The 20,121-nt window shown below is 48.6% G+C and carries 19 protein-coding genes; 11 read left to right on the top strand and 8 right to left on the bottom strand.

All coding sequences use genetic code 11. The features are described 5' to 3' along the window. Nucleotides 1–230 precede the first annotated feature (230 nt). Nucleotides 231–1,133, bottom strand: a complete 903-nt coding sequence (locus ACE5KN_RS26455; protein ID WP_375533191.1) for a transposase — start codon at nt 1,131–1,133, stop codon at nt 231–233. A gap of 536 nt (nt 1,134–1,669) precedes the next feature. After that, nucleotides 1,670–2,416 carry an alpha/beta fold hydrolase gene (locus ACE5KN_RS26450; protein ID WP_375528526.1) on the bottom strand — a complete coding sequence of 249 codons (747 nt, stop codon included), beginning with the start codon at nt 2,414–2,416 and terminating at the stop codon, nt 1,670–1,672. Nucleotides 2,417–2,524: 108 nt separating this feature from the next. Between ACE5KN_RS26450 and ACE5KN_RS26445 the strand changes: the two genes are divergently transcribed. Further along, nucleotides 2,525–3,466, top strand: a complete 942-nt coding sequence (locus ACE5KN_RS26445) for a helix-turn-helix transcriptional regulator (protein WP_375528525.1) — start codon at nt 2,525–2,527, stop codon at nt 3,464–3,466. A 143-nt stretch (nt 3,467–3,609) separates the two neighbouring features. Beyond that, on the top strand, nt 3,610–4,080 hold the full coding sequence (locus ACE5KN_RS26440; protein ID WP_375533190.1) for a hypothetical protein: 471 nt from the start codon (nt 3,610–3,612) through the stop codon (nt 4,078–4,080). Nucleotides 4,081–4,190: 110 nt separating this feature from the next. On the opposite strand, the gene ACE5KN_RS26435 is transcribed toward ACE5KN_RS26440, so the two are convergent. Continuing rightward, nucleotides 4,191–4,784 carry a TetR/AcrR family transcriptional regulator gene (locus ACE5KN_RS26435; protein ID WP_375528523.1) on the bottom strand — a complete coding sequence of 198 codons (594 nt, stop codon included), beginning with the start codon at nt 4,782–4,784 and terminating at the stop codon, nt 4,191–4,193. A 50-nt stretch (nt 4,785–4,834) separates the two neighbouring features. Between ACE5KN_RS26435 and ACE5KN_RS26430 the strand changes: the two genes are divergently transcribed. Beyond that, nucleotides 4,835–5,839, top strand: a complete 1,005-nt coding sequence (locus ACE5KN_RS26430) for an SDR family oxidoreductase (protein ID WP_375533189.1) — start codon at nt 4,835–4,837, stop codon at nt 5,837–5,839. A gap of 188 nt (nt 5,840–6,027) precedes the next feature. On the opposite strand, the gene ACE5KN_RS26425 is transcribed toward ACE5KN_RS26430, so the two are convergent. Further along, a complete protein-coding gene (locus ACE5KN_RS26425) occupies nt 6,028–6,582 on the bottom strand; it encodes a dihydrofolate reductase family protein (protein ID WP_375528521.1) in 555 nt (184 codons plus the stop codon). Between the two features lie 163 nt (nt 6,583–6,745). Here ACE5KN_RS26425 and ACE5KN_RS26420 point away from each other — a divergent pair, with 163 nt between their 5' ends. Both ACE5KN_RS26420 and ACE5KN_RS26415 read left to right on the top strand, forming a co-directional pair. Then, the gene (locus ACE5KN_RS26420; RefSeq protein ID WP_375528520.1) at nt 6,746–9,028 is read left to right on the top strand and encodes an ATP-binding cassette domain-containing protein; all 2,283 of its coding nucleotides are present in this window, start codon (nt 6,746–6,748) and stop codon (nt 9,026–9,028) included. A gap of 195 nt (nt 9,029–9,223) precedes the next feature. Further along, nucleotides 9,224–10,198 carry a hypothetical protein gene (locus tag ACE5KN_RS26415; protein ID WP_375528519.1) on the top strand — a complete coding sequence of 325 codons (975 nt, stop codon included), beginning with the start codon at nt 9,224–9,226 and terminating at the stop codon, nt 10,196–10,198. Between the two features lie 91 nt (nt 10,199–10,289). Here the strand turns inward: ACE5KN_RS26415 and ACE5KN_RS26410 are convergent, their stop codons facing one another. Next, nucleotides 10,290–11,291, bottom strand: coding sequence for an oxidoreductase (locus ACE5KN_RS26410; RefSeq protein WP_375528518.1), 1,002 nt, complete (start codon nt 11,289–11,291; stop codon nt 10,290–10,292). A 148-nt stretch (nt 11,292–11,439) separates the two neighbouring features. On the opposite strand from ACE5KN_RS26410, the gene ACE5KN_RS26405 reads away from it, so the two are divergent. Beyond that, on the top strand, nt 11,440–11,883 hold the full coding sequence (locus tag ACE5KN_RS26405; protein WP_375528517.1) for an Lrp/AsnC family transcriptional regulator: 444 nt from the start codon (nt 11,440–11,442) through the stop codon (nt 11,881–11,883). Nucleotides 11,884–12,004: 121 nt separating this feature from the next. Here ACE5KN_RS26405 and ACE5KN_RS26400 read toward each other — a convergent pair whose 3' ends face one another. After that, nucleotides 12,005–12,502, bottom strand: coding sequence for a PTS sugar transporter subunit IIA (locus tag ACE5KN_RS26400; protein WP_375528516.1), 498 nt, complete (start codon nt 12,500–12,502; stop codon nt 12,005–12,007). Nucleotides 12,503–12,749: 247 nt separating this feature from the next. Here ACE5KN_RS26400 and ACE5KN_RS26395 point away from each other — a divergent pair, with 247 nt between their 5' ends. Next, nucleotides 12,750–13,577: a PRD domain-containing protein gene (locus tag ACE5KN_RS26395; protein ID WP_375528515.1), complete on the top strand. Its 828-nt coding sequence runs from the start codon at nt 12,750–12,752 to the stop codon at nt 13,575–13,577. Nucleotides 13,578–13,583: 6 nt separating this feature from the next. Here ACE5KN_RS26395 and ACE5KN_RS26390 read toward each other — a convergent pair whose 3' ends face one another. Further along, complete coding sequence (locus ACE5KN_RS26390) at nt 13,584–14,783, bottom strand: ROK family protein (RefSeq protein WP_375528514.1); 1,200 nt, start codon at nt 14,781–14,783, stop codon at nt 13,584–13,586. Between the two features lie 304 nt (nt 14,784–15,087). Between ACE5KN_RS26390 and ACE5KN_RS26385 the strand changes: the two genes are divergently transcribed. The 3 genes from ACE5KN_RS26385 to ACE5KN_RS26375 all read left to right on the top strand — a co-directional run bounded on the left by ACE5KN_RS26385 (nt 15,088) and on the right by ACE5KN_RS26375 (nt 18,615). Continuing rightward, the gene (locus tag ACE5KN_RS26385; protein WP_375528513.1) at nt 15,088–15,714 is read left to right on the top strand and encodes a chromate transporter; all 627 of its coding nucleotides are present in this window, start codon (nt 15,088–15,090) and stop codon (nt 15,712–15,714) included. 11 nt (nt 15,715–15,725) lie between these two features. After that, complete coding sequence (locus ACE5KN_RS26380) at nt 15,726–16,262, top strand: chromate transporter (RefSeq protein WP_375528512.1); 537 nt, start codon at nt 15,726–15,728, stop codon at nt 16,260–16,262. A gap of 181 nt (nt 16,263–16,443) precedes the next feature. Further along, a complete protein-coding gene (locus ACE5KN_RS26375; RefSeq protein WP_375528511.1) occupies nt 16,444–18,615 on the top strand; it encodes an anthranilate synthase component I in 2,172 nt (723 codons plus the stop codon). 97 nt (nt 18,616–18,712) lie between these two features. Here ACE5KN_RS26375 and ACE5KN_RS26370 read toward each other — a convergent pair whose 3' ends face one another. Continuing rightward, a complete protein-coding gene (locus tag ACE5KN_RS26370) occupies nt 18,713–19,216 on the bottom strand; it encodes a DUF6022 family protein (RefSeq protein ID WP_375528510.1) in 504 nt (167 codons plus the stop codon). A gap of 154 nt (nt 19,217–19,370) precedes the next feature. On the opposite strand from ACE5KN_RS26370, the gene ACE5KN_RS26365 reads away from it, so the two are divergent. Next, entirely contained in the window at nt 19,371–20,078 is a 708-nt protein-coding gene (locus tag ACE5KN_RS26365; RefSeq protein WP_375528529.1) for a MerR family DNA-binding transcriptional regulator, read from the top strand. Nucleotides 20,079–20,121 lie beyond the last annotated feature (43 nt).

The following is a 20,121-nucleotide window of genomic DNA, read 5'->3' as shown; positions in this document are numbered from 1 at the left end:
GCAGATCGGTTCGAGATTATGAGGTGATCTTAGCAGAAAGCAGAGCGTTTAGGTGATGTGAAACCGACCGAGAGAGAGGGAGGGGGAGCGGAGCAAAGCCCTGAAAAAATAAAAGACTCTAGCCCTCGTTGCCGCTTGAATCTGAATTTTTCCGATGTCCTCGTTCATGCTAACCCACACCGTTCAAGCCACGCACATCATGCTCACCTTTCCTCGTTCAAGCTCTGTGATCAGGACGCAGCCGCAAGAGGCTGAATCGGTTGGCGCGCAATCAGTCGGCGGTAAGGGATTGCCGGAATCGCCACGCCCATGGACAGCAACTTCTGCCACATCGGTTCTTCCGCTCCGGGCAGGCGCAGTCGGCGGCGTCCGGTGTACTCGTTGAGGTATGCCTGCAGATGCTTCGTCCCTAAGGCTATATACGTACGCTTCAGCGATGTCCACGCCTCGCTCACGACGTTTCGCAAGGGTCTATACAGCCGAAAGGCTTGAGGGAACGACTGTACCGCCGATGCACGGACATCTACCTGTTCGTTGATGAACGCAGCGAGTTCGAGTCGATTCGCTCCGTTCCCATCTCCCCTCGTCTGCGGCACCAGACGGATTTTGACCCGTTCCGGCTCGCCCGATTCCGTAACCGTGCATCCCGCTACGACTGCCGAGGCATACGGATGAGGAAACTGTGGCCGGGCCGGATTACGCCCATACAGGTCGCTGTTCACCTTCACGTCTCCGCAGAGCAGCTCCCGGGCATCGAACTCCCCGATGGCATGGCGGATGCGGTGGAGCATCGACCAGGCGGTCTTGTAGGTGACCTGGATCACCTGGCTCAGCCGCATCGCCGAGATGCCGTCGGGCAGCAGGAACAACTCCAGCGCCTGGAACCACTTGGTCAGGGGGAGATGGGTTCGTTCAAAAATCGTACCGACCAAAGCCGACGTTTGATGCGCACACCTGGCACATTCGAACAAGGGAATACGCCGGGAAGTCAGACGGCTGCAGCGGGTATGAGCGCAACGCGGGCAGACGAAGCCATTCGGCCACTTCATCGCGATCAATGCCTCCATGCAGTCCTGCTCGTTATGATAACGACTGCTAAAGGATTGAAGTTCCGTTTCCACTTGGACTTCCATGTCTGCTCGCCCCCGAATCAATAATGTACGAACATGTGTTCTTTTTTTCATTATACCAAACGTATGTTCCTGTTTCAAGCCGAATATCCCACTTGAGCTGCCTCTTTTTTTCTTATCTCTTATCTCTTTATTCCTTCCCCTAGGCTCACCTCAACCCCCGCATTCTGAGCGAAAGGGATAATCATGCAAAGCTGTATGAAGAGGTAACAGGTAACAGGCAATAGGCAGCAGGCAACGGACACCAGATACCAGATACCAGATACCAGATACCAAACACCAAACACCATACTCTATAGACACCCGTCTCACTCGGGGTACTAGACTCTGAGCGGAGCGAATCCCCTTCTTCCAAGAAAGCTAGAAAAAAGCTGTCTGCTGATTCAGCGTCAACTCCAGCTGTGGATCCCCGTTTTGCCCAGTTACCAGTTATATCAAGGCCTGTTTGCCGATTTCATGCTGTGAAAGTTGAGAAAATAACGGCTAAACTAAAAAAAGACCACTGAAGTTACACCTTCAATGATCTTTTCAACAGCTGCCTATGATTTGGGATTGGGTTGGATCCATTCGGCTAAAAAGCCATGCAATGCCTTAACCAATCCGTCCGGATCGCTCAGCATGGGCAAGTGTCCGGTATTTAAGGTTTTGACCTGCTGCGGGGAAAAATTTAGAATCATTTTATCCTGAAGGGACGGGCTGAATTCTCTATCCTCCATTAACTTGATGTACAGTTTGGGCACCGAAGGAACAGACACATCCAGTTTACCTGTGTATACGCCGACAGACTCTGGAGTAAAGTTCCTGACAATTTCCTCGGTTTGTTTCTGGGAAAGACCGCTGCATAAGCTGGAACGGATGACTGATTCAGGGGGACGGGTGCCAAAGAATCGCAGAAGAACAGGCATCACAATCCGCCCAGGGAAAGGTAGAATGGAAATAAAAGACCCGCTCTTCTTGGGAATTGCCGCTCCAACGGCTGCAAATCCCACCAAGCGCCCCCTTAATTGTGCGGCGGCTCTCAGGGCCGGAATTGCTCCAAGGGAATGAGCCACGATAATAAATTTTTCTACCTTCCACTCTTCCAGCTGTCTTTGGATATAAGCTGTATAATCATGAAGCGAAAGCTTCCGGGCAGATTCGTGATCCCCGTTACGCAGCGGGAAATCAATCATTAAACAAGGATTGTCCAATCCTGCAGCAACCTTTTCCCAGATACCGCTGTTTAAGCCGGCGCCATGAATAAATGCGAAGCCGATCTTTTCCCGGGTAAATTGTTCAACCTTCATCTGAAGTCCCTCCGTATCCATAATTTATAGAGATACTATAACCGAAAAACCGGTCAATTTCTGTCTTATTTAAAGATATAATATTAAGAAAGAAGGAGGAATGAATTTTTGTTAAAAGCACAGCGCCTCATCCAGCTGATCATGATCATTAACGCTAAAAAGTCTTTTACGGTCCAGGAACTGGCCGATGAATTCGGCCTCTCCTACCGGACGATCACAAGAGATTTACAGGAACTGAGTGAACTCGGTATCCCACTTTACTCCATTCAGGGGCGGGGAGGAGGCTACAAGCTGCTGCGGGACAGAACGCTTCCCCCGATTGCATTCTCGGAAAGCGAGGCCATCGCTTTATTTTTCGCTAGTCAGTCTTTGCAGTTTTTCGGTTCATTACCTTTTGAAGAGGGGGCCAGTTCGGCCCTGAACAAGTTTTATCACTATCTGCCTGATGATATCAAAGAACAAATTGATCGTCTCAAAAATAAAGTGGCCATTTGGAGCCCCTATCGAGCAACAGACCCGGAATGTTTGAAAACGCTGCTGCAGGCCATCATGACCCGCAGCGCTGTGAGTATTGAGTACAACTCGCGTCACGGTGTAAGACAGCGAAACATTCAGCCGGTCGGTCTCTATTCGAGCCATGGCTACTGGTATTGCCCAGCTTTTTGTTATCTGAAAGGAGATTACAGATTGTTCCGTGCTGACCGAATTTTAAAGGCGCAACTGAATGAATCCATTCCCTGGCGGAAAGATGTCGAGCAATTCGATTTAAGGAACCCGCCTGAAAAAAACGGAGCTGACCAGGCTTCTCTAACCGTCGAACTCACTGCAAACGGTGTGCGGCTGCTTGAATCAGAAAGCTGGTTCGGCCCTGCCATTGAACGCCGCGAAGACGGCAGAGGAACGGCCACCATCTTGGTGCCTGCAGAAAATATGAAATTTTACTTGGATTTGATCTGGCAATTGGGGGAAGACGCAAGGGTTCTTGAGCCAACGGAAGCGATTGAGTATATCAAGCAAAAAATCAAGATCATGAGTTTGAATTATAACTAAACAAAGAAAGACGCGCGGGAAAAAGAACAAGAACTTGGATCTCATACGGTGATTCTATTGAGCATTTTCTAATTATTCGTACGGAGGTGTGTAATATTTCAACGCGATTTGTCATGAAAAAGAACATTCTAATAATACTGAGTGTGCTGACTTTTGGATTGCTGTGTTATGTTTTTTATAGCGGGTATATGTACACAAATACTTATTATAAACATGAGCATATTAAAGGAGTCGTTGTAGAACTCTCTGATAATAGACCAGGTATCGGCTCAACCACTCAATCCATTATATCAACGGATGAGCAGGAAATTGCTGAAGTCATTCGACTCTTACACGAAAGGACGGTTATCAAATTATTTCCTGACATTGGACCTGTGAAAGTGTATACGAAGGACTATTTTGATGTACGAATTGAGTTTATTTCCGATACCGATTTAACTTTAGAGTACCGTATCGATTCTTTAGGGCATGTTGAGGTAAAAAAGGGCTTCGGTAATAAAGCTTCAAATACAATGATTTTGGGCGGCAGCAGCAAGCAATGGTTTAATGAAGCGAAAGACTTGTTTGAGGACAAGAAGCAGAACAGCTTGTGGTCATACAGAAAACAGGAGTGAAACGGCAAACCGCCGTTTCACTTTCTTTACTCATAACACTTACTTTTCAACTAACACTTACTTTTCAACGGAGTTAGCACTTTAAGTGTTTAATATAAAAAGGCGTGTCATTACGCGGTTGTTTGCTCCCAAAAAGGGGCCAAATTGACTGATAGCACCTCAATGACTTCATCAAACATCGTTTCCACCGAGTGATCTTGAGGGTTCCTGCTCCACTGCAAAGCCGATCCGAATATGCCCCAACTGATAACGAGTGCCATGGCTTCCAATTTTTCTTGTGAAAAGCCCTGTATGTCCACATCATTTACCCGTTTAAGCAGAAGCCGATGAATATCCTGATGCATGGCATTTTCAAACATCGCTTCAAATTGCTTGTCTCCCGGCGTACTGCATTGTTGAAACTGCAAAAGAAAATCGAATATGGTCTGAATGAGGATTCGCAAATTGTCCGCGTTGCATCTTGCTTCTTCCGGCAGTCTATTCATTATCGTCATTTGGAACTTTTCCGTCATCCAGTATTCAAGAAATTCATATTTATCCTGAAAATGCGCATAAAATGTTGTCCGATTTACGGCCGCTTGATTCGTAATATCGTGCACGGAAATGGAATAGATGTTTCTCTTCTTCCCAATCAAATCGTTAAAAGCCTGCACGAACAGTTGGCGGGTTCTTTTAACACGCGGATCCTCGGGATTTACCGACATTTTACCCCCCCACTTTCTCTTAAACTCAATAAACAGACAAAAAGACAAAAATGTTGGGAACACAACAAAAGCAGCTTTTTGCAGGTTGTTTGCCCGAGTCAATCCTTCTATCTTTTACTTATACGATTATGATTGCACAAACAACATCGTATGACAAGAAACTCTCATTATCTGAATTTAAACATGAAAGGAAGAATAATAAAATGATTGTTGTTACTGGAGCCAATGGAAAATTAGGTCGGCAGGTCGTAGAGGAACTTCTCAAACGTGTTTCTGCCGGAGATATTGGTGTGAGTGTCCGTGATGTGAGCAAGGTACAGGATCTAAAAGAACGCGGAGTCCGTGTTCGGCAAGGAAATTTCGATGATTCCGACAGTCTTCTGCACGCCTTCGAGGGAGCGTCTCAGGTTCTCATGATCTCGTCTCACTCCTTGGGGGAAGCTGCTGTTCGTCAGCATCAAACCGCAATCGGCTCGGCAAAGAAAGCCGGTGTTAGTAGACTGCTGTACACTAGCCAAATGTTTTCATCTGCAACGTCACATTTTCCGCCCATGGACGTTCATGCTGCTACAGAAGAGATGCTACAATCTTCAGGAATGGCTTTCACATCGGTGCGAAACGGCTTTTATGCCGCATCAGCGATCATGTGGATGGGGGATGCCTTGCAAACAGGGGAATTGATTGCTCCGGAGGATGGTCCTGTTGCCTGGACTACCCATTCCGACCTGGCTGAAGCCATGGCGGTAATCCTGACAGAGCAGAGATATGATGGTATAACTCCTTCCCTAACGGCTTCCGAGGCGATTGACATGGATAGAATTGCATCGATTGCTTCCAGGGTCCTGGATCGACCGATTCGGCGAATCGTCGTGTCGGATGATGAATATCGGAACCACTTGGTGTCCCGAGGATTACCGGAAGCGATGGTCAGCATGCTTACAGGTATGTTTCAGGCAAGTCGACAGGGAGATTTCGCCCAAACCGATCCCGCTTTGGAAAACCTGATTGGCAGAACCCCGGTGAGTTTTACGGATTTTTTGAAAGCTTATCTTTAAAGGGTTATTAATTCAACTTTCGCAGCTTGAAACTGGCAAATAAGTCTTGATGTATTTGGGTAGTCCCGCCATCTACTGCTGAGGCTGACATTGATTACTGCAAGTAAACGTAATGAAGGCTGCCGGCGATCGGCAGCCACATTTGTTCTGTATGAGCAATAGTACTCTAACCAACTGTGCTTGCAACATTATTTCCCGTTCAAATGATAAATAAGTTGCACAACGCCAGAGGATAACGTTCTTGTATTAACCATTTTTAAATTTAACCTCTGTTTTATATCCGTAAACAACGGTTTTCCTTCTCCCAAAATAACGGGATGAACAGATAATCTAAATTCATCAACAAGCCCTAAATTGATAAAAGTTGTAATAAGACTTGCTCCACCATATAGCCAGATGTCTTTACCTGGTCTATTCTTTATTTTATTTACTTCTTCAAGAATATTATCATTTATGAATATTGCTTTGTTATCACTCCCTTTTTGTGTCCTGGAAAACACATATTTCTCTTTGTTATGAATTAATCCCCAAATTTCTTTATCCGTATCCGTTTGTTCCATTTCTGGAGTAAATTGTCCCCATAAATCATAGCTTTTTCTTCCATAAAAAATAGTATCGATTTGATTTAAGAAATCAGTAAACCCCATCTCAGCGTCCATAATGCACCAATCGACTTCCCCATTTTTCCCTTCAATAAAACCGTCTAAAGTAACTGCTAAATCTAAAATGATTTTTCGTTTCATGATTGTTGCTCCTTTCGTTGATCTATCACTTATTATAGACCTTATATATGTCACCTTATGTCCTATTAATAACAGGAAGGGTCCCCTCACAAATATGACAGAAGATGTCATAATAACCCCTGTATACTGATCCGTGCATAACTACACGAAAGGTGTTGACCGCATGGATCAGAATTACATCGTCATCAAGGGTGCGCGCGAAAACAACTTGAAGGATATTACGCTTCGCGTCCCGAAGCGGAAGCTGACGGTTTTCACCGGGGTATCCGGCTCCGGCAAGTCGTCGATCGTTTTTGACACGATCGGTGCCGAGGCACAGCGGGAGCTGAATGAAACGTTTAGCGCGTTCATCCGCAACCGACTCCCGAAATTCAGCCCGCCCGAAGCGGACGCGATTGAACATTTGTCCCCCGCCATCGTCGTCGATCAGAAACGGCTCGGCGGCAACTCTCGGTCGACCGTCGGCACGATCACAGACATCTACGCGCTGCTGCGGCTTCTGTTCTCGCGCGTCGGGCAGCCGTTCGTCGGCAATTCGAACGCGTTCTCGTTCAACGATCCGGCCGGGATGTGCCCAGAATGCCACGGCGTTGGCAAGATCGTCTCGGCCGACATCGGCAAGCTGTTGGATCGGACGAAGTCGCTGAATGAAGGCGGCATTGCTTTTCCGACATTCCGCGTCGGCACGTGGTACTGGAAGTTGTACGTCATGTCAGGACTTTTCGACAACGATAAGAAGTTGGGAGATTACACGGACGAGGAATGGAACTTATTACTTTACGGCATCGGCGGGAAGGAAGCGAAAATCTCGTTCGATACGCCAACCGGCCCGATGGACGCGACCTACGAGGGTGTCGTCACGAAATTCGAACGGCTTTACATCAAACGCGATTCGGAGGAAATGGCTGAAGCGACACTAAGCCGCGCCCAGCCGTACATGATGTTCGCCCCCTGTCCGCTCTGCCGCAGGACGCGGCTCAATCAAGCGGCGCTAAACTGCCGCATTGGCAGTTTGAACATCGCGGAGATGGCCGCCATGGAGGTCGGCGAGCTCGTACACGTCGTGCGCAGCATCCGGGAGCCGGTTGCGGAGACGGTAACAACCGCGCTAGCCGAGCGGCTCCAACAATTGATTGACATCGGACTCGATTACCTTAGCCTCGACCGGGAAACGGCGTCACTGTCCGGCGGCGAATCGCAGCGAATCAAGATGGTGCGCCACCTTGGCAGCAGCCTGACCGACATGCTGTACATTTTCGACGAACCCAGCGCCGGGCTGCACCCGGGGGACGTTATTCGGTTGAACCGGCTGCTCCGCCAGCTGTGTGACAAGGGAAACACGGTGATCGTCGTCGAGCACGACCGCGACGTCATCACGGCCGCCGATCATATCGTCGACGTCGGCCCACACGCCGGCGTTCACGGCGGACGGATCGTCTACGAAGGAGACGTTGAAGGACTGCTGTATGCCGATACCTTGACGGGCCGGTACATGCGTCACGAGCTGGCGCTGCGCGAGGACGTCCGCAAGCCGACAGGCTTCTACCCGATCGTCGATGCGACGCTCCACAACTTAAAGCAGGTATCGGTCGACATCCCGGCAGGCGTGCTGACGGTCGTGACCGGCCTAGCCGGCTCCGGCAAAAGCTCGCTGATCAACGGCGAGTTTCTGACGCGCTACCCCGAGGCGATCGCGACAGACCAGTCGGCTGTCGGGGCGTCGGTCCGCTCAAATCCGGCGACGTATACGGGCATTATGGACGAACTGCGCAAGTTGTTCGCAAAGGCGAATTTCGTGAAAGCCTCCCTGTTCAGCTTCAATTCGTCGGGGGCATGCGAGACATGCCAGGGGCTCGGCGTCCTCTATACGGACCTCGCCTTCATGGAGGGCATCCGCACTGTCTGCGAAACGTGCGGCGGCCGCAGGTTCAAAGAGGAAGTGCTGCAGTACCGGTATCAAGGCCGATCGATATCGGACGTACTGGCGTTGACGACCGAGGAGGCTCTGGCCGCATTCGACAAGCATCCGTCCATCCGCCGACGTCTGCAGGCGGTTGCGGATGTCGGGCTCGGCTACGTGACGCTTGGGCAGCCGCTGAGCACCCTGTCGGGCGGCGAGCGCCAGAGGCTGAAGCTCGCCTGTGAGCTCCACAAGGCGGGCAGCATTTACGTCATGGACGAGCCGACGACCGGCCTCCACATGTCCGATGTCGGGCTGCTGCTCGACATCATGAACCGCTTGGTCGACGCCGGCAACACAGTCATCGTCATCGAGCATCACCCGGACATCATCCGGAGCGCGGACTGGATCATCGACATGGGCCCGGAAAGCGGCGCCCGGGGCGGCATGGTCATATTCCAGGGGACACCGCAGCAGCTTGTCGAAGGGCAAGGTGACGCAGCGCGCTCGATCACCGGCAAATATTTGCGCGGCGAACTGCGGTAACGGCCAAGAATTAGAACCTCTATTTCCAAATTACAAGGATATTTCTTATGAGGTATCCTCTCAGGAATCAGTTACAGATTATCTGATGAGCTTATCAAAATAGAAAAATTTTTCTCCGCCATGTCACATTTTTCGGTTCTCCGTTGTTATATAGAGCGTACTTACTATTTCCCAAACAATCAGGAGGACTAACACATGAAGAAATTTTACAAAAACGTACTTAGTTCAACAGTAATAGCTGCAACTATAATCAGCGCTGGAGGCGGCGTGTTTGTTCAGTCAGCACAGGCAGCCCAAGCTGAAAGTGCCGCTGAGCTAAAGGTGGATCAAAGTCTGGTAAAAACCGTGCAGGAAAATGTGAAGAAAATCCTTGGGGAGACCGTTCAGCTCGGAAAGGCCAAAGATTTCGGCAAAAATGATTATATTCAATTCCCTATTGAAGGCAAGGAAATGAGCCAGGTAATTGTAAAAGAGGACGGAACCATTATCGCTATATCCACACACTTCAAATACAAGGAACTTAAAGGAGATAAGTTAAAAAAGCAGCTTGATACTGCCTGGAAGCAGGCTTTTCCCAAGGATAAGAAGGGCATTGACTTGATTATGGTCAATTATTCCACTGACCGCGGGCTTCAGTTGAACGGAAGAAATGATTCATCAGGCACCATCTACGTGACAGACGGAAAGCTGGACTACAGCGTGGTGGAAGTTAAGGAAGTGCCCGCCGCTGCCAAAAAAGCCGCGCAGCAAACACTGACCAAGCTTGGTCTCACCAAGAAAGCTGAAACCGTGCGCAGCCAGACCCTAAAGCCGGGCAAAAAACCGGTCTATAACTTTTCCTATTCTACCAACAAAGGCAACGTCTGGATCGATATTGAAAAAGGCACCAACAAGGTGATGGAAGTTAATGCCTTTGCATTATCCGATTATAATAAAAAGGATGTAGACATAGATACCGTAACCAAGAAAATTGAGCAGTTCTCCATCGAGTCCCTCATGGAGAAAGCAACCAAGCAATTTAAAGCTGTCATGAATGTGGACCTGTCGGGTTACAGCGCTGCCAAGGAAAAAAACAATTCGGACACCCTGATCTTTACCAAAAAGGGAGCCCCCACACTTATGGGCAAGTTCAGCTCAGACGGAACCTTCTACAATATATTTTATAAATGAATAATATAGATATTGCCACAATAAAAAAAGCTGCAGCGCAGGGTTAGCCTGGCTGCAGCTTTTCCTATCCAAGAAAGCAATGTAACCCTTCTTATACCGAACCCTCCAGCATCTTGAGCCCATAATCGGGGTCCTCCAGCAGCGGCCGGCCAACTGCCACTGCATCCGCCAGGCCGTCACGGATAATACGGTCCGCAAAGCTGCGGTTGTGGATGCTCCCAACGGCAATGACGGGCACTTGCAAATGCTGCTTGAAGATGGCCGCGTCAGGCAATTGATAGCCAGGATGGACATTTGCCGGTTGGATTGGAAGCAGGCCGCCGGACGAGATGTCAACCGCATCGATAAGCCCCTCCGCTTCAAGCGGCTGAATCATCCGTGCCAGATCGCGGGGCGTCAGACCGCCGTTAGCGTAATCTGTGGAAGAGACGCGGATCATAACCGGGTAGCTGCTGCCGGTTTCGGAGCGGATGGCAATGAGCACATCTCGTAAAAATCTCGTTCTGGCTTCAGGCGTTCCCCCGTAGGTGTCGCTGCGGCGGTTGGAGAGCGGCGACAGAAACTGATGAATGAGAAAGCCATGCGCCGCATGGACTTCAATGCCATCGAAACCCGCAGCGACACTGCGTTTGGCGGCAAGCCGGTAATCTTCGACGAGCGCTTCGATTTCAGAAAGTGACAGCTCTGCAGGTGTGCCATAGGAGGCATTATAAGGAATGGCGCTTGGCGCAACCAGCCTCTGCGTCACTTCCGGCGCCGATTTTCTTCCCCCATGTGACAACTGCACGAAGACCGGTGTCTGCGCATTGTGAATGGCGTCAGTCACCCGCTTCAATTGTTCGGTATGCCGATCGGAGTAAATGCCAATGTCGTTCGGCCATAGCCGGCCATTATCAGACACTGCCGTCGATTCCGCGATCATAAGGCCAAGGCCATGCGCTCTGCTTCCGTAATGCAAAATATGATGCTCTGTCGCCAACCCTTCCGGCGTACCTTTGTACTGCTGCATAGGCGCCATAACCAGCCTGTTGCGAAGCTCTATACGGCCGATGATAAGAGGAGCTTCCAGTGACAATGTTTCTGTTGTGATCATTTTTATCACTCCTTCGATATCTGTTGAATGATATTTTATAAGGAGTTGATCCCAACTTACATAGATAAAACATGAATTTTGGCGATATTTATTTTGCTTTTTAAGTTAAAATGAAACAATAACCATCATAAAATAAAGGAGTTCCGATATGGATCAAATCGACCGTGCAATCCTGTCATTATTACATAAAAATGCCCGCATGTCGGTCGCGGAAATTGGCCGGACTATCGCCATGACGCAGCCTGCGGTGGCCGAGCGGATTCGCAAGCTGGAGGAGCAGGGCATCATCGCCGGCTACAAGGCCGTTCTTTCACCCAAGAAGCTGGCAAAAGACGTTACGGCATTTGTGCTGTTCAAAACGGGAAATTGCGTGGATTTCCAGCAGTTCATCTCCGAGTCCCCTGATGTCATAGACTTGTACCGCATCAGCGGGGAATATAATTTTTTGATGAAAATCGTAACGGAATCGATGGACACACTGACAGCATTCCTCGATACATGCAGCCCGCACGGCTTCTCCTCAACGCTGATCGTGCTTTCAACGGCCATTGAGGATAAGTCACTGATTGCAGGAGAAGAAGGGACTTTTTAGATCCGGCACACCCCATGGAACGCAAAAACCCATCCACTTGGTCAGTGGATGAGTCTATACTTGGAATCGCGCTATGCTTCCATTGGTGAATTTATCACTAAAGCTCCGGCCGCCAGTTTTATTATCCGAGTTTAATCGTCAGTATGGTGTCTTTTCCTGCTGTTAAGGCGCTTACGTCATGAACCTGAACGGCTTGCACCGCATCGATTCCGACAGGAACGATCACGGGAGTAATCACCGGCAGACCCGCTTCACGGATCATGTCCATATCAAATTCCATAATCAGCTGGCCCTGCTTCACTTTATCCCCTGTTTGAACTGCCGGGGAGAACGCAGACCCTTTCAAAGAAACAGTGTCGATCCCCACATGAATAAGCACCTGTGCCCCGGACTCATGCTCCAGAATAACGGCGTGCTTGGATTTAATAAGCTGCGCCACTTTTCCGTCAAATGGTGCATACATTTTGCCTTCCGCCGGTTCAATTGCCGCGCCCTCACCCATCATTTTGCCGGCAAAGGCCGGGTCTGGCACCTGTTCAAGGCTCACAGCTTGTCCTGTTATAGGAGCCATTATAGCAAGCTCCTTGATTTTTTTATCCTTTTTGAAAAATGACAGCATCTATATCTCCTCCTTGTAGTCGTCCGGGAAAAAGAAAAAACCCAAAATTCAGTGCGGAAAGTTGTCCGTACCGAATTTTGGGTCTTGCCTGCCAAACAGTCACAATCCCGTATAATTAAATTATGTTATTATACTAATTAAATTCTACCTGCATGTCAATGATGTGGATACTGTACAAGCAGTCGTTTATAATTTTGAAGATGACTTCTGAGTTTTCAAGTTGTAGAAGGTGGATTGGAGCAACGATATGAAAATCAACCGTGTCTTGAACAACAATGCCGTTGTGGTAAAAGAAGGTGATGCCGAAAAGATCGTCATGGGGCCGGGCATTGCGTTTCAGAAAGGTAAAAACGATCTGATTGACCCGGACAAAATCGAGAAGATATTTGTGCTGAAGGAAGAAAGCAAAAAGTTTCAGCAGTTGTTAAGCTCTGTTCCCGAATCCCATATCGCCATGGGAGAAAAAATCATTGCACATGCCGAGCAGGTTTTGGGCATGAATCTGAATAATCATATCCATATTGCGCTGACAGATCATCTGTCTTTTGCCATCGAACGTTCCAAGGCCGGGATTCAGGTAAGGAACAAGCTGCTGCATGAGATCAGGCTGCTATACGGTACGGAGTATAAAATCGGCCTCTGGGCCTTGGAGCAAATTAAAGACAACTTTGGCATTGACTTTCCGGAGGATGAAGCTTCCTATATCGCCCTGCATATCCATACAGCCAAGATGGAAAATTCGCATATCGAAAAATCCATCAAGAAGACGATCATTATCCAGGAGACTGTTGAAATCATGCTTGCCGAGCTGGGGGCCGATATTGACAAGGACAGCATTTCCTATCATCGTCTGCTCACACATCTGGAGCTGGCGCTCAGCCGGTTTTACGATCGAAAACCCTTTCACACCCTGGATAAGGACATGCTGAAAATGATCAAAAAAACATACAAGCATGGCTTTAAAGCCGCCAAAAAAGCAGCTGAATATTTGGCGCAGGAATATCATATCGAGTTTCCGGAATCGGAAATGGCTTATATTGCCCTGCATCTGCAAAGAATTATGGAAGGAGTATAGAAGGGCTTATATCGACAGCTGCTTGAGCACAAGCACAGCCGCCCCCACAGCCACCGCGTGTTCCTGCAATATCCCTTTCGAAAAAACAGGCTGATACTCCGGGAAATAATAGATGTTCTTCTGTGCGACAGACACCGCCGTATCATAATAGCGGCCACTCGCGCTGATCAGGGCCCCGCCGAGAATGACCATTTCGGGGTGCAGAATGTTGATCAGGTTAGCCAGGCCGATCCCCATATGAGCAGCCGACTGGGAGAACAGCTCCTGCACAAACGCTTCACCATTCCGGAGCGCTTCCACCAGCATGGCGAAGTGAATGGCCTCCGGCTGCACGCCGGCTGCGCTCTCAAGCTGGTTGCGCCCCATCTTCACCTGTGCTCTTACCTGCTGCTCCAGTGCCTGTACGGAGGCGAACGCCTCCAGCGCCCCGTAATTGCCTGAGCTGTGCAGCCGCGGGCCGTCGGCCTGGATAATCATCTGCCCGATGGAGCCTTCCATGTCCACCGCACCATACACAAGCTGCCCGCCGGACATCATGGCCGAACGCAAGCCCGTGCCGACGTGCACGTACAGCATATGCTGCAGATTCTCGCCGCGCAGCGCCCAATGCTCACCCACCAGAGCCGCATTCGCTCCGTTATCGAGAAACGCGGGTATTCCCGTCTTCTCTTCAATCAGCCGGCAGATCGGCACATTGGACCAGCCCTCAGCGGGAAAATAGAGCGGGTTCAGGATCACTCCCTGGTTCCGGTCCAGCGGACCTACTGCGCCAATGCCCATGCCGAGCACCTGTTCTTTGGCAACATGGTGGGCTTCCAGCATCATTTCAACCTGCTCCTGCACACAGTCCATGAGACGATCCGGGGTCATGCTTTCGTCCATGGTCCAGCGTTTGTACGAGAGGGCATTCAACTTCAAATCAAATAATCCAAGCGTAGAGTACAGCCTGGATATTTCCAGTCCAAAGATGTACCGGTGTGCTGAATTGATCTGGTATAAAATCGGTCTTCTGCCGCCGGTAGATTGCCCCAGCCCCGATTCGCTGATCCAGCCTTCATGTACAAGCTCCTCCAGAAGCCTGGTCAGACTGCTGCTGGTCAGGGTGAATTCCGCCATCAGCTCTGCCTTGGAAATATCGTCCTTTTGCGCAATTCGTTCAAAAACCGCTTTTTTTATATTAGCCGGTGAAGGGTTCGCTTTTACCATAATATCGCTCCGTTTATTCCTATTATTATAGTAGGATTTGAACATATTATAGCGTTTTACGATTTGGAATGCTACCTCTAATACGCTATAGTCACTTTCAATAACCACTTTTAACTAAATTGAATAAAAGTATACTATTTTCCGCTCAATCCAGACCAAACCCATCCGAATAATCTATAAAAATAACGGTTTTAGGCTCATATCCTGCTTATAAACGAAAGTAATCTTTTTCATCAGCCATAACTAATTTTCATTTTGGTAAAAAGATGGTATGATGGAGACAAGAATAACGAGGTGAGCCAACATGAAATCAAGCACCCTATCAAAACTATCACTTTTATGGGATCTGTTCTGGATCTTCTTCAAAATCGGGCCAGCCACCTTCGGCGGCGGATATGCCATGATGTCCCTGATTGAACGGGAATTTGTAGACAAAAAGAAGTGGATTGACAGCCAGGAAATGAATGATCTGATGTCTTTGGCCGGCTCCGCCCCAGGGGGTGTGGGCGTGAACGCTTCCGCATTTCTGGGTTACAGGATGGGCAAAGTGCCGGGGGCGATCGCTGCAACGCTGGGTATAACGCTTCCTACCTTCATCATCGTGTTTGCGCTCAGCACATTTTATTCCTTATTCCAGCATGAGCCGAAAGTACAGGCCGCCTTTAAAGGCATTCATGGCGCCATCATCGGCCTGATCGCGGTAGCCGCCTACAAAATGGGCAAAAGCGCTTTATTTGACCGCACCACCGTTGTTGTAGCCGTCGGTACCCTGATTGTGCTTCTCCTGACCGGCATGAATCCGACGTTCATGATTCTGATCGGACTTGTGATCGGCGTCGTGATTGTGCGTGTGAAAAAGCTGCTGGGGCTGTCGGTTCAAACTGAAAAAGAGTACCACGATAAACAGCCTGTCATCGAATACTATATCTAGGAGTGGTCTCTATGCTGTTCTGGCAATTATTTCTTTCCTTTTTGAAAATCGGCTTTCTTTCCTTCGGCGGCGGTTATGCCATTCTGCCCATGATCCAGTTTGAAGTGGAAAAATACGGTTGGCTCTCCGCGGAAGAATTCCGGCGCATCGTTTCGCTGGCCGGCATGTCGCCCGGACCGATTGCAACCAACAGCGCGACCTTGATCGGTTATAATACGGCAGGCTTGCCGGGAGCCATTGTCGCCACCGCCGGAATTGTGCTTCCCTCACTTATTGTGGTCATCCTGATTGCGGCCTTTTTCTATAAAATCAATTCCTACCAATGGGTAAAATCCTCATTTTATGGTCTACGCCCGATCATCACCGGGCTGATCGTGTATGCAGCCATCCATTTCGGATTTTCCGGCAGCTCGGAGGCCATCTTTCATTGGACGACCTTTGCTACACTGCTCATCGGTGTGCTGGCTTTTGTAGCCATTACCAAATATAAAATTCATCCCCTTACGGTCATCGCAGGCTCTGCGATTATGGGCATTGTATTATTTTAAGCTGTACTTAACCGCTGACAATCCTGTATAGTTTCAATTGAAAAATCCGGGATGTTCCGTTAAACTTCATGTTAGATCAGATGAGAACAGGTTAGCCGAGCTGAGAAAAGAATAAGACCAGTTGAGAACTTCCATAGGTGTTCCCCTGTTCTCCTCTAAATGTAGAGGAGGTATATTTGTTATGAGTATTTTGTCAACGTTTAACCCTGCTCCCCACCAAAAAGTCTACCTTACCCAAGGAAATATTGAAGTAAGACGCAGTTTAAAGCAAATGGATGTAAGCAAGGCGAATCAGACCATTTTAAAAGAAATCGACTATAAAAAAGGAGCGTTATTCTCCAGCGGCTATGAATATCCGGGCCGGTATTCACGCTGGGACATCGGTTTTATAACTCCACCGCTGGAGCTAAGGGCTAACGGAAATACATTTCGCATTACGGCTGAAAATGGGAGAGGAAACATTTTATTAGAAGCCATTCACCTTAAATTGAAGCATACCGCCGATCTTAACCATCTCATCCATGATGGAAATCAGATTTCAGGAAAGATAACCATGAAAGAGGAAATCTTTAGTGAGGAGGAAAGAACAAAACAACCCTCCATTTTTTCCGTCATTCGTGCGATCAGGGACCTTTTTTATTCCCCTGACGATATGTATCTGGGACTGTACGGCGCGTTTGGATATGATTTGGTGTTTCAATTTGAGCCGATGGAGCTGAAGCACAAGAGAAACATGAACGAATCCGATGTGGTACTTTATTTTCCTGACGAAATCATCGTGGTCGATCATCATATGAACACTGCATTTCAGTTATCCTACGATTTCAGCTTCAACGGTGATACTACGTCAGGGCTGGAAAGAAGCGGAATCCTTCAGGAGCCAAAGTTAAATGGACAAGTGCCGTCGGAGGGTTATATTCAGGGAAGCTACGCTCACTTGGTAAAAGAAGCCATCCCATCATTCAAGAACGGCGATTTATTCGAGGTTGTCCCCTCCCATACGCTTTTTGAAAAGTGCTCCAGCCAACCCTCCCAAATATATTCGCGCTTGCAGAGCATCAACCCCAGTCCATACGGGTTCATTATTAATCTGGGGGATGAATTCCTGGTCGGATCTTCGCCCGAGATGTACGTGCGGGTTGAGGGCCGCAAGGTGGAGACCTGCCCCATTTCGGGCACGATCAAACGTGGCCAAAACGCAATTGAGGATGCTGACCGCATCAAAGAGCTTTTAAATTCAGCTAAAGACGAATCCGAGCTGACGATGTGCACCGATGTCGACCGAAACGATAAATCACGAATTTGCGAGCCTGGTTCCGTCCATGTGATTGGCAGAAGGCAAATTGAAATGTACTCCCACCTCATTCATACCGTTGATCATGTTGAAGGCATGCTGCGTCCCGAATTTGATGCTTTGGATGCTTTTATGACACATATGTGGGCGGTTACCGTTACAGGCGCTCCCAAGAGAGCAGCGATCCGCTGGATTGAAGACCATGAAGCCTGCCCCAGAAGCTGGTACGGCGGGGCTGTTGGTTATTTCGCTTTTAACGGGGATTTGAATACAGGACTGACTTTACGAACGATCCGCATCAAAGAGGGGGTTGCGCAAATTCGCGTTGGGGCAACACTGCTGTATGATTCGATCCCGGAAGCCGAAGAGCAGGAAACGCTCACCAAAGCCGCGGCCCTTGTTCAAGCTGTGCGGGAATGCAATACACCGGAACAGGGGAAGGTTAACCGGATTCAGTCCAATGCAGGGCTGAGCAAAAATGTACTGCTTGTGGACCATGAGGATTCTTTTGTCCATACGCTTGCGAATTATATCAAGCAAACAGGGGCGACTGTACTGACCTTACGCGCTCCTCTGGCCCGCAATATGCTGAAAAAGAAGAACTTCGATATGGTCGTGCTTTCCCCCGGTCCCGGCCGACCATCCCGATTTGCTTTAAATGAAACCATAGCTCTTTGTCTTGAAAAGCAGATCCCGGTCTTTGGTGTATGTCTGGGACTGCAAGGCATTGTAGAACATTTTGGAGGAAGCCTGGATATTCTGGATTATCCGCAGCACGGTAAATCTGCTCTGATCAAGACAGACGGGGCAAGCCCGCTGTGGGAGGAGCTGCCTCAAGAATTCCATGTCGGCCGCTACCATTCCTTATATGCGAAGGAAGTCCCGGACTGCTTGCATGTCAATGCCATTTCAGAAGACGGGGTAGTGATGGGTATCGAGCATAAAACCTTGCCGATCAGCGCAGTACAATTTCACCCTGAATCCATCGCCTCCTTGCGCGGGGACGCTGGTTTGAAATTAATCGAGAATGTCATAGCACAGCTGACAAATGTGAACTGACAGGCAAAAGAAAGCGGCAGCCAGGCGAAAAAAACCTGGACTGCCGCACACACTTTCTCCATAGCCACCGTCCTTTTCTTCCCGTTTCAATTCTGTCTTAGGCACCACCCGACTCTCTCATGATTTGTCCAATCCCCTCCACGATCTGTTCTCTTTCTGTTTGTTTAAAAGTATAAAGCTGAGGTGCTCTCGGGATGTCAAAATTCAGATGCGAGTGGGGAATGGCTGTAATCAGGGTGCCGATTGCTTCATGACGTTCATTGCGGATCACATTCCAAAAAAGACGGGTACGATTGTCCTCAGTTCCCCATTTCTCCAGGGAATCACTGAATTTCAGACATTTGCCGATTACAAAATCATTTTCTTTAACAGGCCCAAGTGCATGAAATCCGGCTTGCTCCAATCGTTCAAACAAAGGCGGCATAAGCTGATCAAGATATAAACCATATGCCGCATCTTCAATTTCCTGGAAGGCTTTGACCAGCTGATCATACCTTTCCTCATATAACTCCTCCCACACGGCAGCAATGTAGCGATTGCCTGCTTCACCGATCTCCTCAATCGGCATGCCGTTCTCAATAACGGGTAACTGTTTATCCATCTGATGAGCACCTCCAATTTTCTTTCAAGTTCAGTCTACAACATGAAAGCCAATTGGAAGGTTCAGTCTGCATTTCCCTTGATTTAACGCTTAATTCTCGTTTAAACTTTATAATCAACTTTAAACAATACAAAGGAGACTTACGCGATTGAATATGAGGCCTAAGGATCTTGCCAGGAAATTTTCCATCAGCACGAGCACGTTAAGAAATTACGAGGCCAAGGGACTGATCCCTTCAGCGCAGCGAACAGCGAGCGGTTATCGGCACTATACAGACAAGCACATTGCCTACCTGTCATGCCTGCAAGCCATGGCTCCCGCTTTCGGTATGGAGGTTACGACAGAGGTGCTTCTGGCTATTCAGTCCAAGGACATCGACGAAGCATTATGGAGAGTAAAAGAAAGTGAAATACAGCTCTACAAGAGCAGACAATTAGCCATGCAGAGCCTGCGGGAGCTTGAAGCAGAAAAGAATTTTGAAAATAATGATCAGGCAGACAGCCACTGGATGACCGTCGGTGAAGCTGCCGCAGCCTACGAGGTGCCAGCCACAACTTTGCGCCATTGGGAGAATGTCGGGCTCATAACATCCAAACGCGATCCGAACAACGGGTACAGATTATACAACCGCTCTCACCTGCGAAAAGTACTGCTGATCCGAACTTTACGTTCATTAGTCTATTCTGAAGCTACCGTACGCTTGAAGCAGGAAATTGCAGAATTGGATGAACACAACCTGGAACAGGCGTGCAAAATGGCCGCCGGCTTATTGGAGTATCTTAATGGGGCAAACCGCGAGCAGCTAAAGGCTTTATATCATTTATACCAGCTCATCGAGTTTGTTTTGAACAGCGATTCTTGAACATTCTCGCCAATGAACTGGACTTGTTAACTATTTTGATGTG

The sequence above is a fragment of the Paenibacillus terreus genome (genome assembly GCF_042138595.1).
Lineage (GTDB): Bacteria > Bacillota > Bacilli > Paenibacillales > Paenibacillaceae > Paenibacillus > Paenibacillus terreus.
Note: the sequence above shows the minus strand (reverse complement) of the source record. Positions and strands in the feature narration are given on the sequence as shown.

Excerpts from the sequence above, each read along its gene's own strand:
- ACE5KN_RS26455 (WP_375533191.1), bottom strand. The coding sequence starts at position 1,133 with ATGGAAGTCCAAGTGGAAACGGAACTTCAATCCTTTAGCAGTCGTTAT.
- ACE5KN_RS26450 (WP_375528526.1), bottom strand. The coding sequence starts at position 2,416 with ATGAAGGTTGAACAATTTACCCGGGAAAAGATCGGCTTCGCATTTATT.
- ACE5KN_RS26435 (WP_375528523.1), bottom strand. The coding sequence starts at position 4,784 with ATGTCGGTAAATCCCGAGGATCCGCGTGTTAAAAGAACCCGCCAACTG.
- ACE5KN_RS26430 (WP_375533189.1), top strand. The coding sequence starts at position 4,835 with ATGTTGGGAACACAACAAAAGCAGCTTTTTGCAGGTTGTTTGCCCGAG.
- ACE5KN_RS26425 (WP_375528521.1), bottom strand. The coding sequence starts at position 6,582 with ATGAAACGAAAAATCATTTTAGATTTAGCAGTTACTTTAGACGGTTTT.
- ACE5KN_RS26420 (WP_375528520.1), top strand. The coding sequence starts at position 6,746 with ATGGATCAGAATTACATCGTCATCAAGGGTGCGCGCGAAAACAACTTG.
- ACE5KN_RS26415 (WP_375528519.1), top strand. The coding sequence starts at position 9,224 with ATGAAGAAATTTTACAAAAACGTACTTAGTTCAACAGTAATAGCTGCA.
- ACE5KN_RS26410 (WP_375528518.1), bottom strand. The coding sequence starts at position 11,291 with ATGATCACAACAGAAACATTGTCACTGGAAGCTCCTCTTATCATCGGC.
- ACE5KN_RS26405 (WP_375528517.1), top strand. The coding sequence starts at position 11,440 with ATGGATCAAATCGACCGTGCAATCCTGTCATTATTACATAAAAATGCC.
- ACE5KN_RS26400 (WP_375528516.1), bottom strand. The coding sequence starts at position 12,502 with ATGCTGTCATTTTTCAAAAAGGATAAAAAAATCAAGGAGCTTGCTATA.
- ACE5KN_RS26395 (WP_375528515.1), top strand. The coding sequence starts at position 12,750 with ATGAAAATCAACCGTGTCTTGAACAACAATGCCGTTGTGGTAAAAGAA.
- ACE5KN_RS26390 (WP_375528514.1), bottom strand. The coding sequence starts at position 14,783 with ATGGTAAAAGCGAACCCTTCACCGGCTAATATAAAAAAAGCGGTTTTT.
- ACE5KN_RS26385 (WP_375528513.1), top strand. The coding sequence starts at position 15,088 with ATGAAATCAAGCACCCTATCAAAACTATCACTTTTATGGGATCTGTTC.
- ACE5KN_RS26380 (WP_375528512.1), top strand. The coding sequence starts at position 15,726 with ATGCTGTTCTGGCAATTATTTCTTTCCTTTTTGAAAATCGGCTTTCTT.
- ACE5KN_RS26375 (WP_375528511.1), top strand. The coding sequence starts at position 16,444 with ATGAGTATTTTGTCAACGTTTAACCCTGCTCCCCACCAAAAAGTCTAC.
- ACE5KN_RS26370 (WP_375528510.1), bottom strand. The coding sequence starts at position 19,216 with ATGGATAAACAGTTACCCGTTATTGAGAACGGCATGCCGATTGAGGAG.
- ACE5KN_RS26365 (WP_375528529.1), top strand. The coding sequence starts at position 19,371 with ATGAGGCCTAAGGATCTTGCCAGGAAATTTTCCATCAGCACGAGCACG.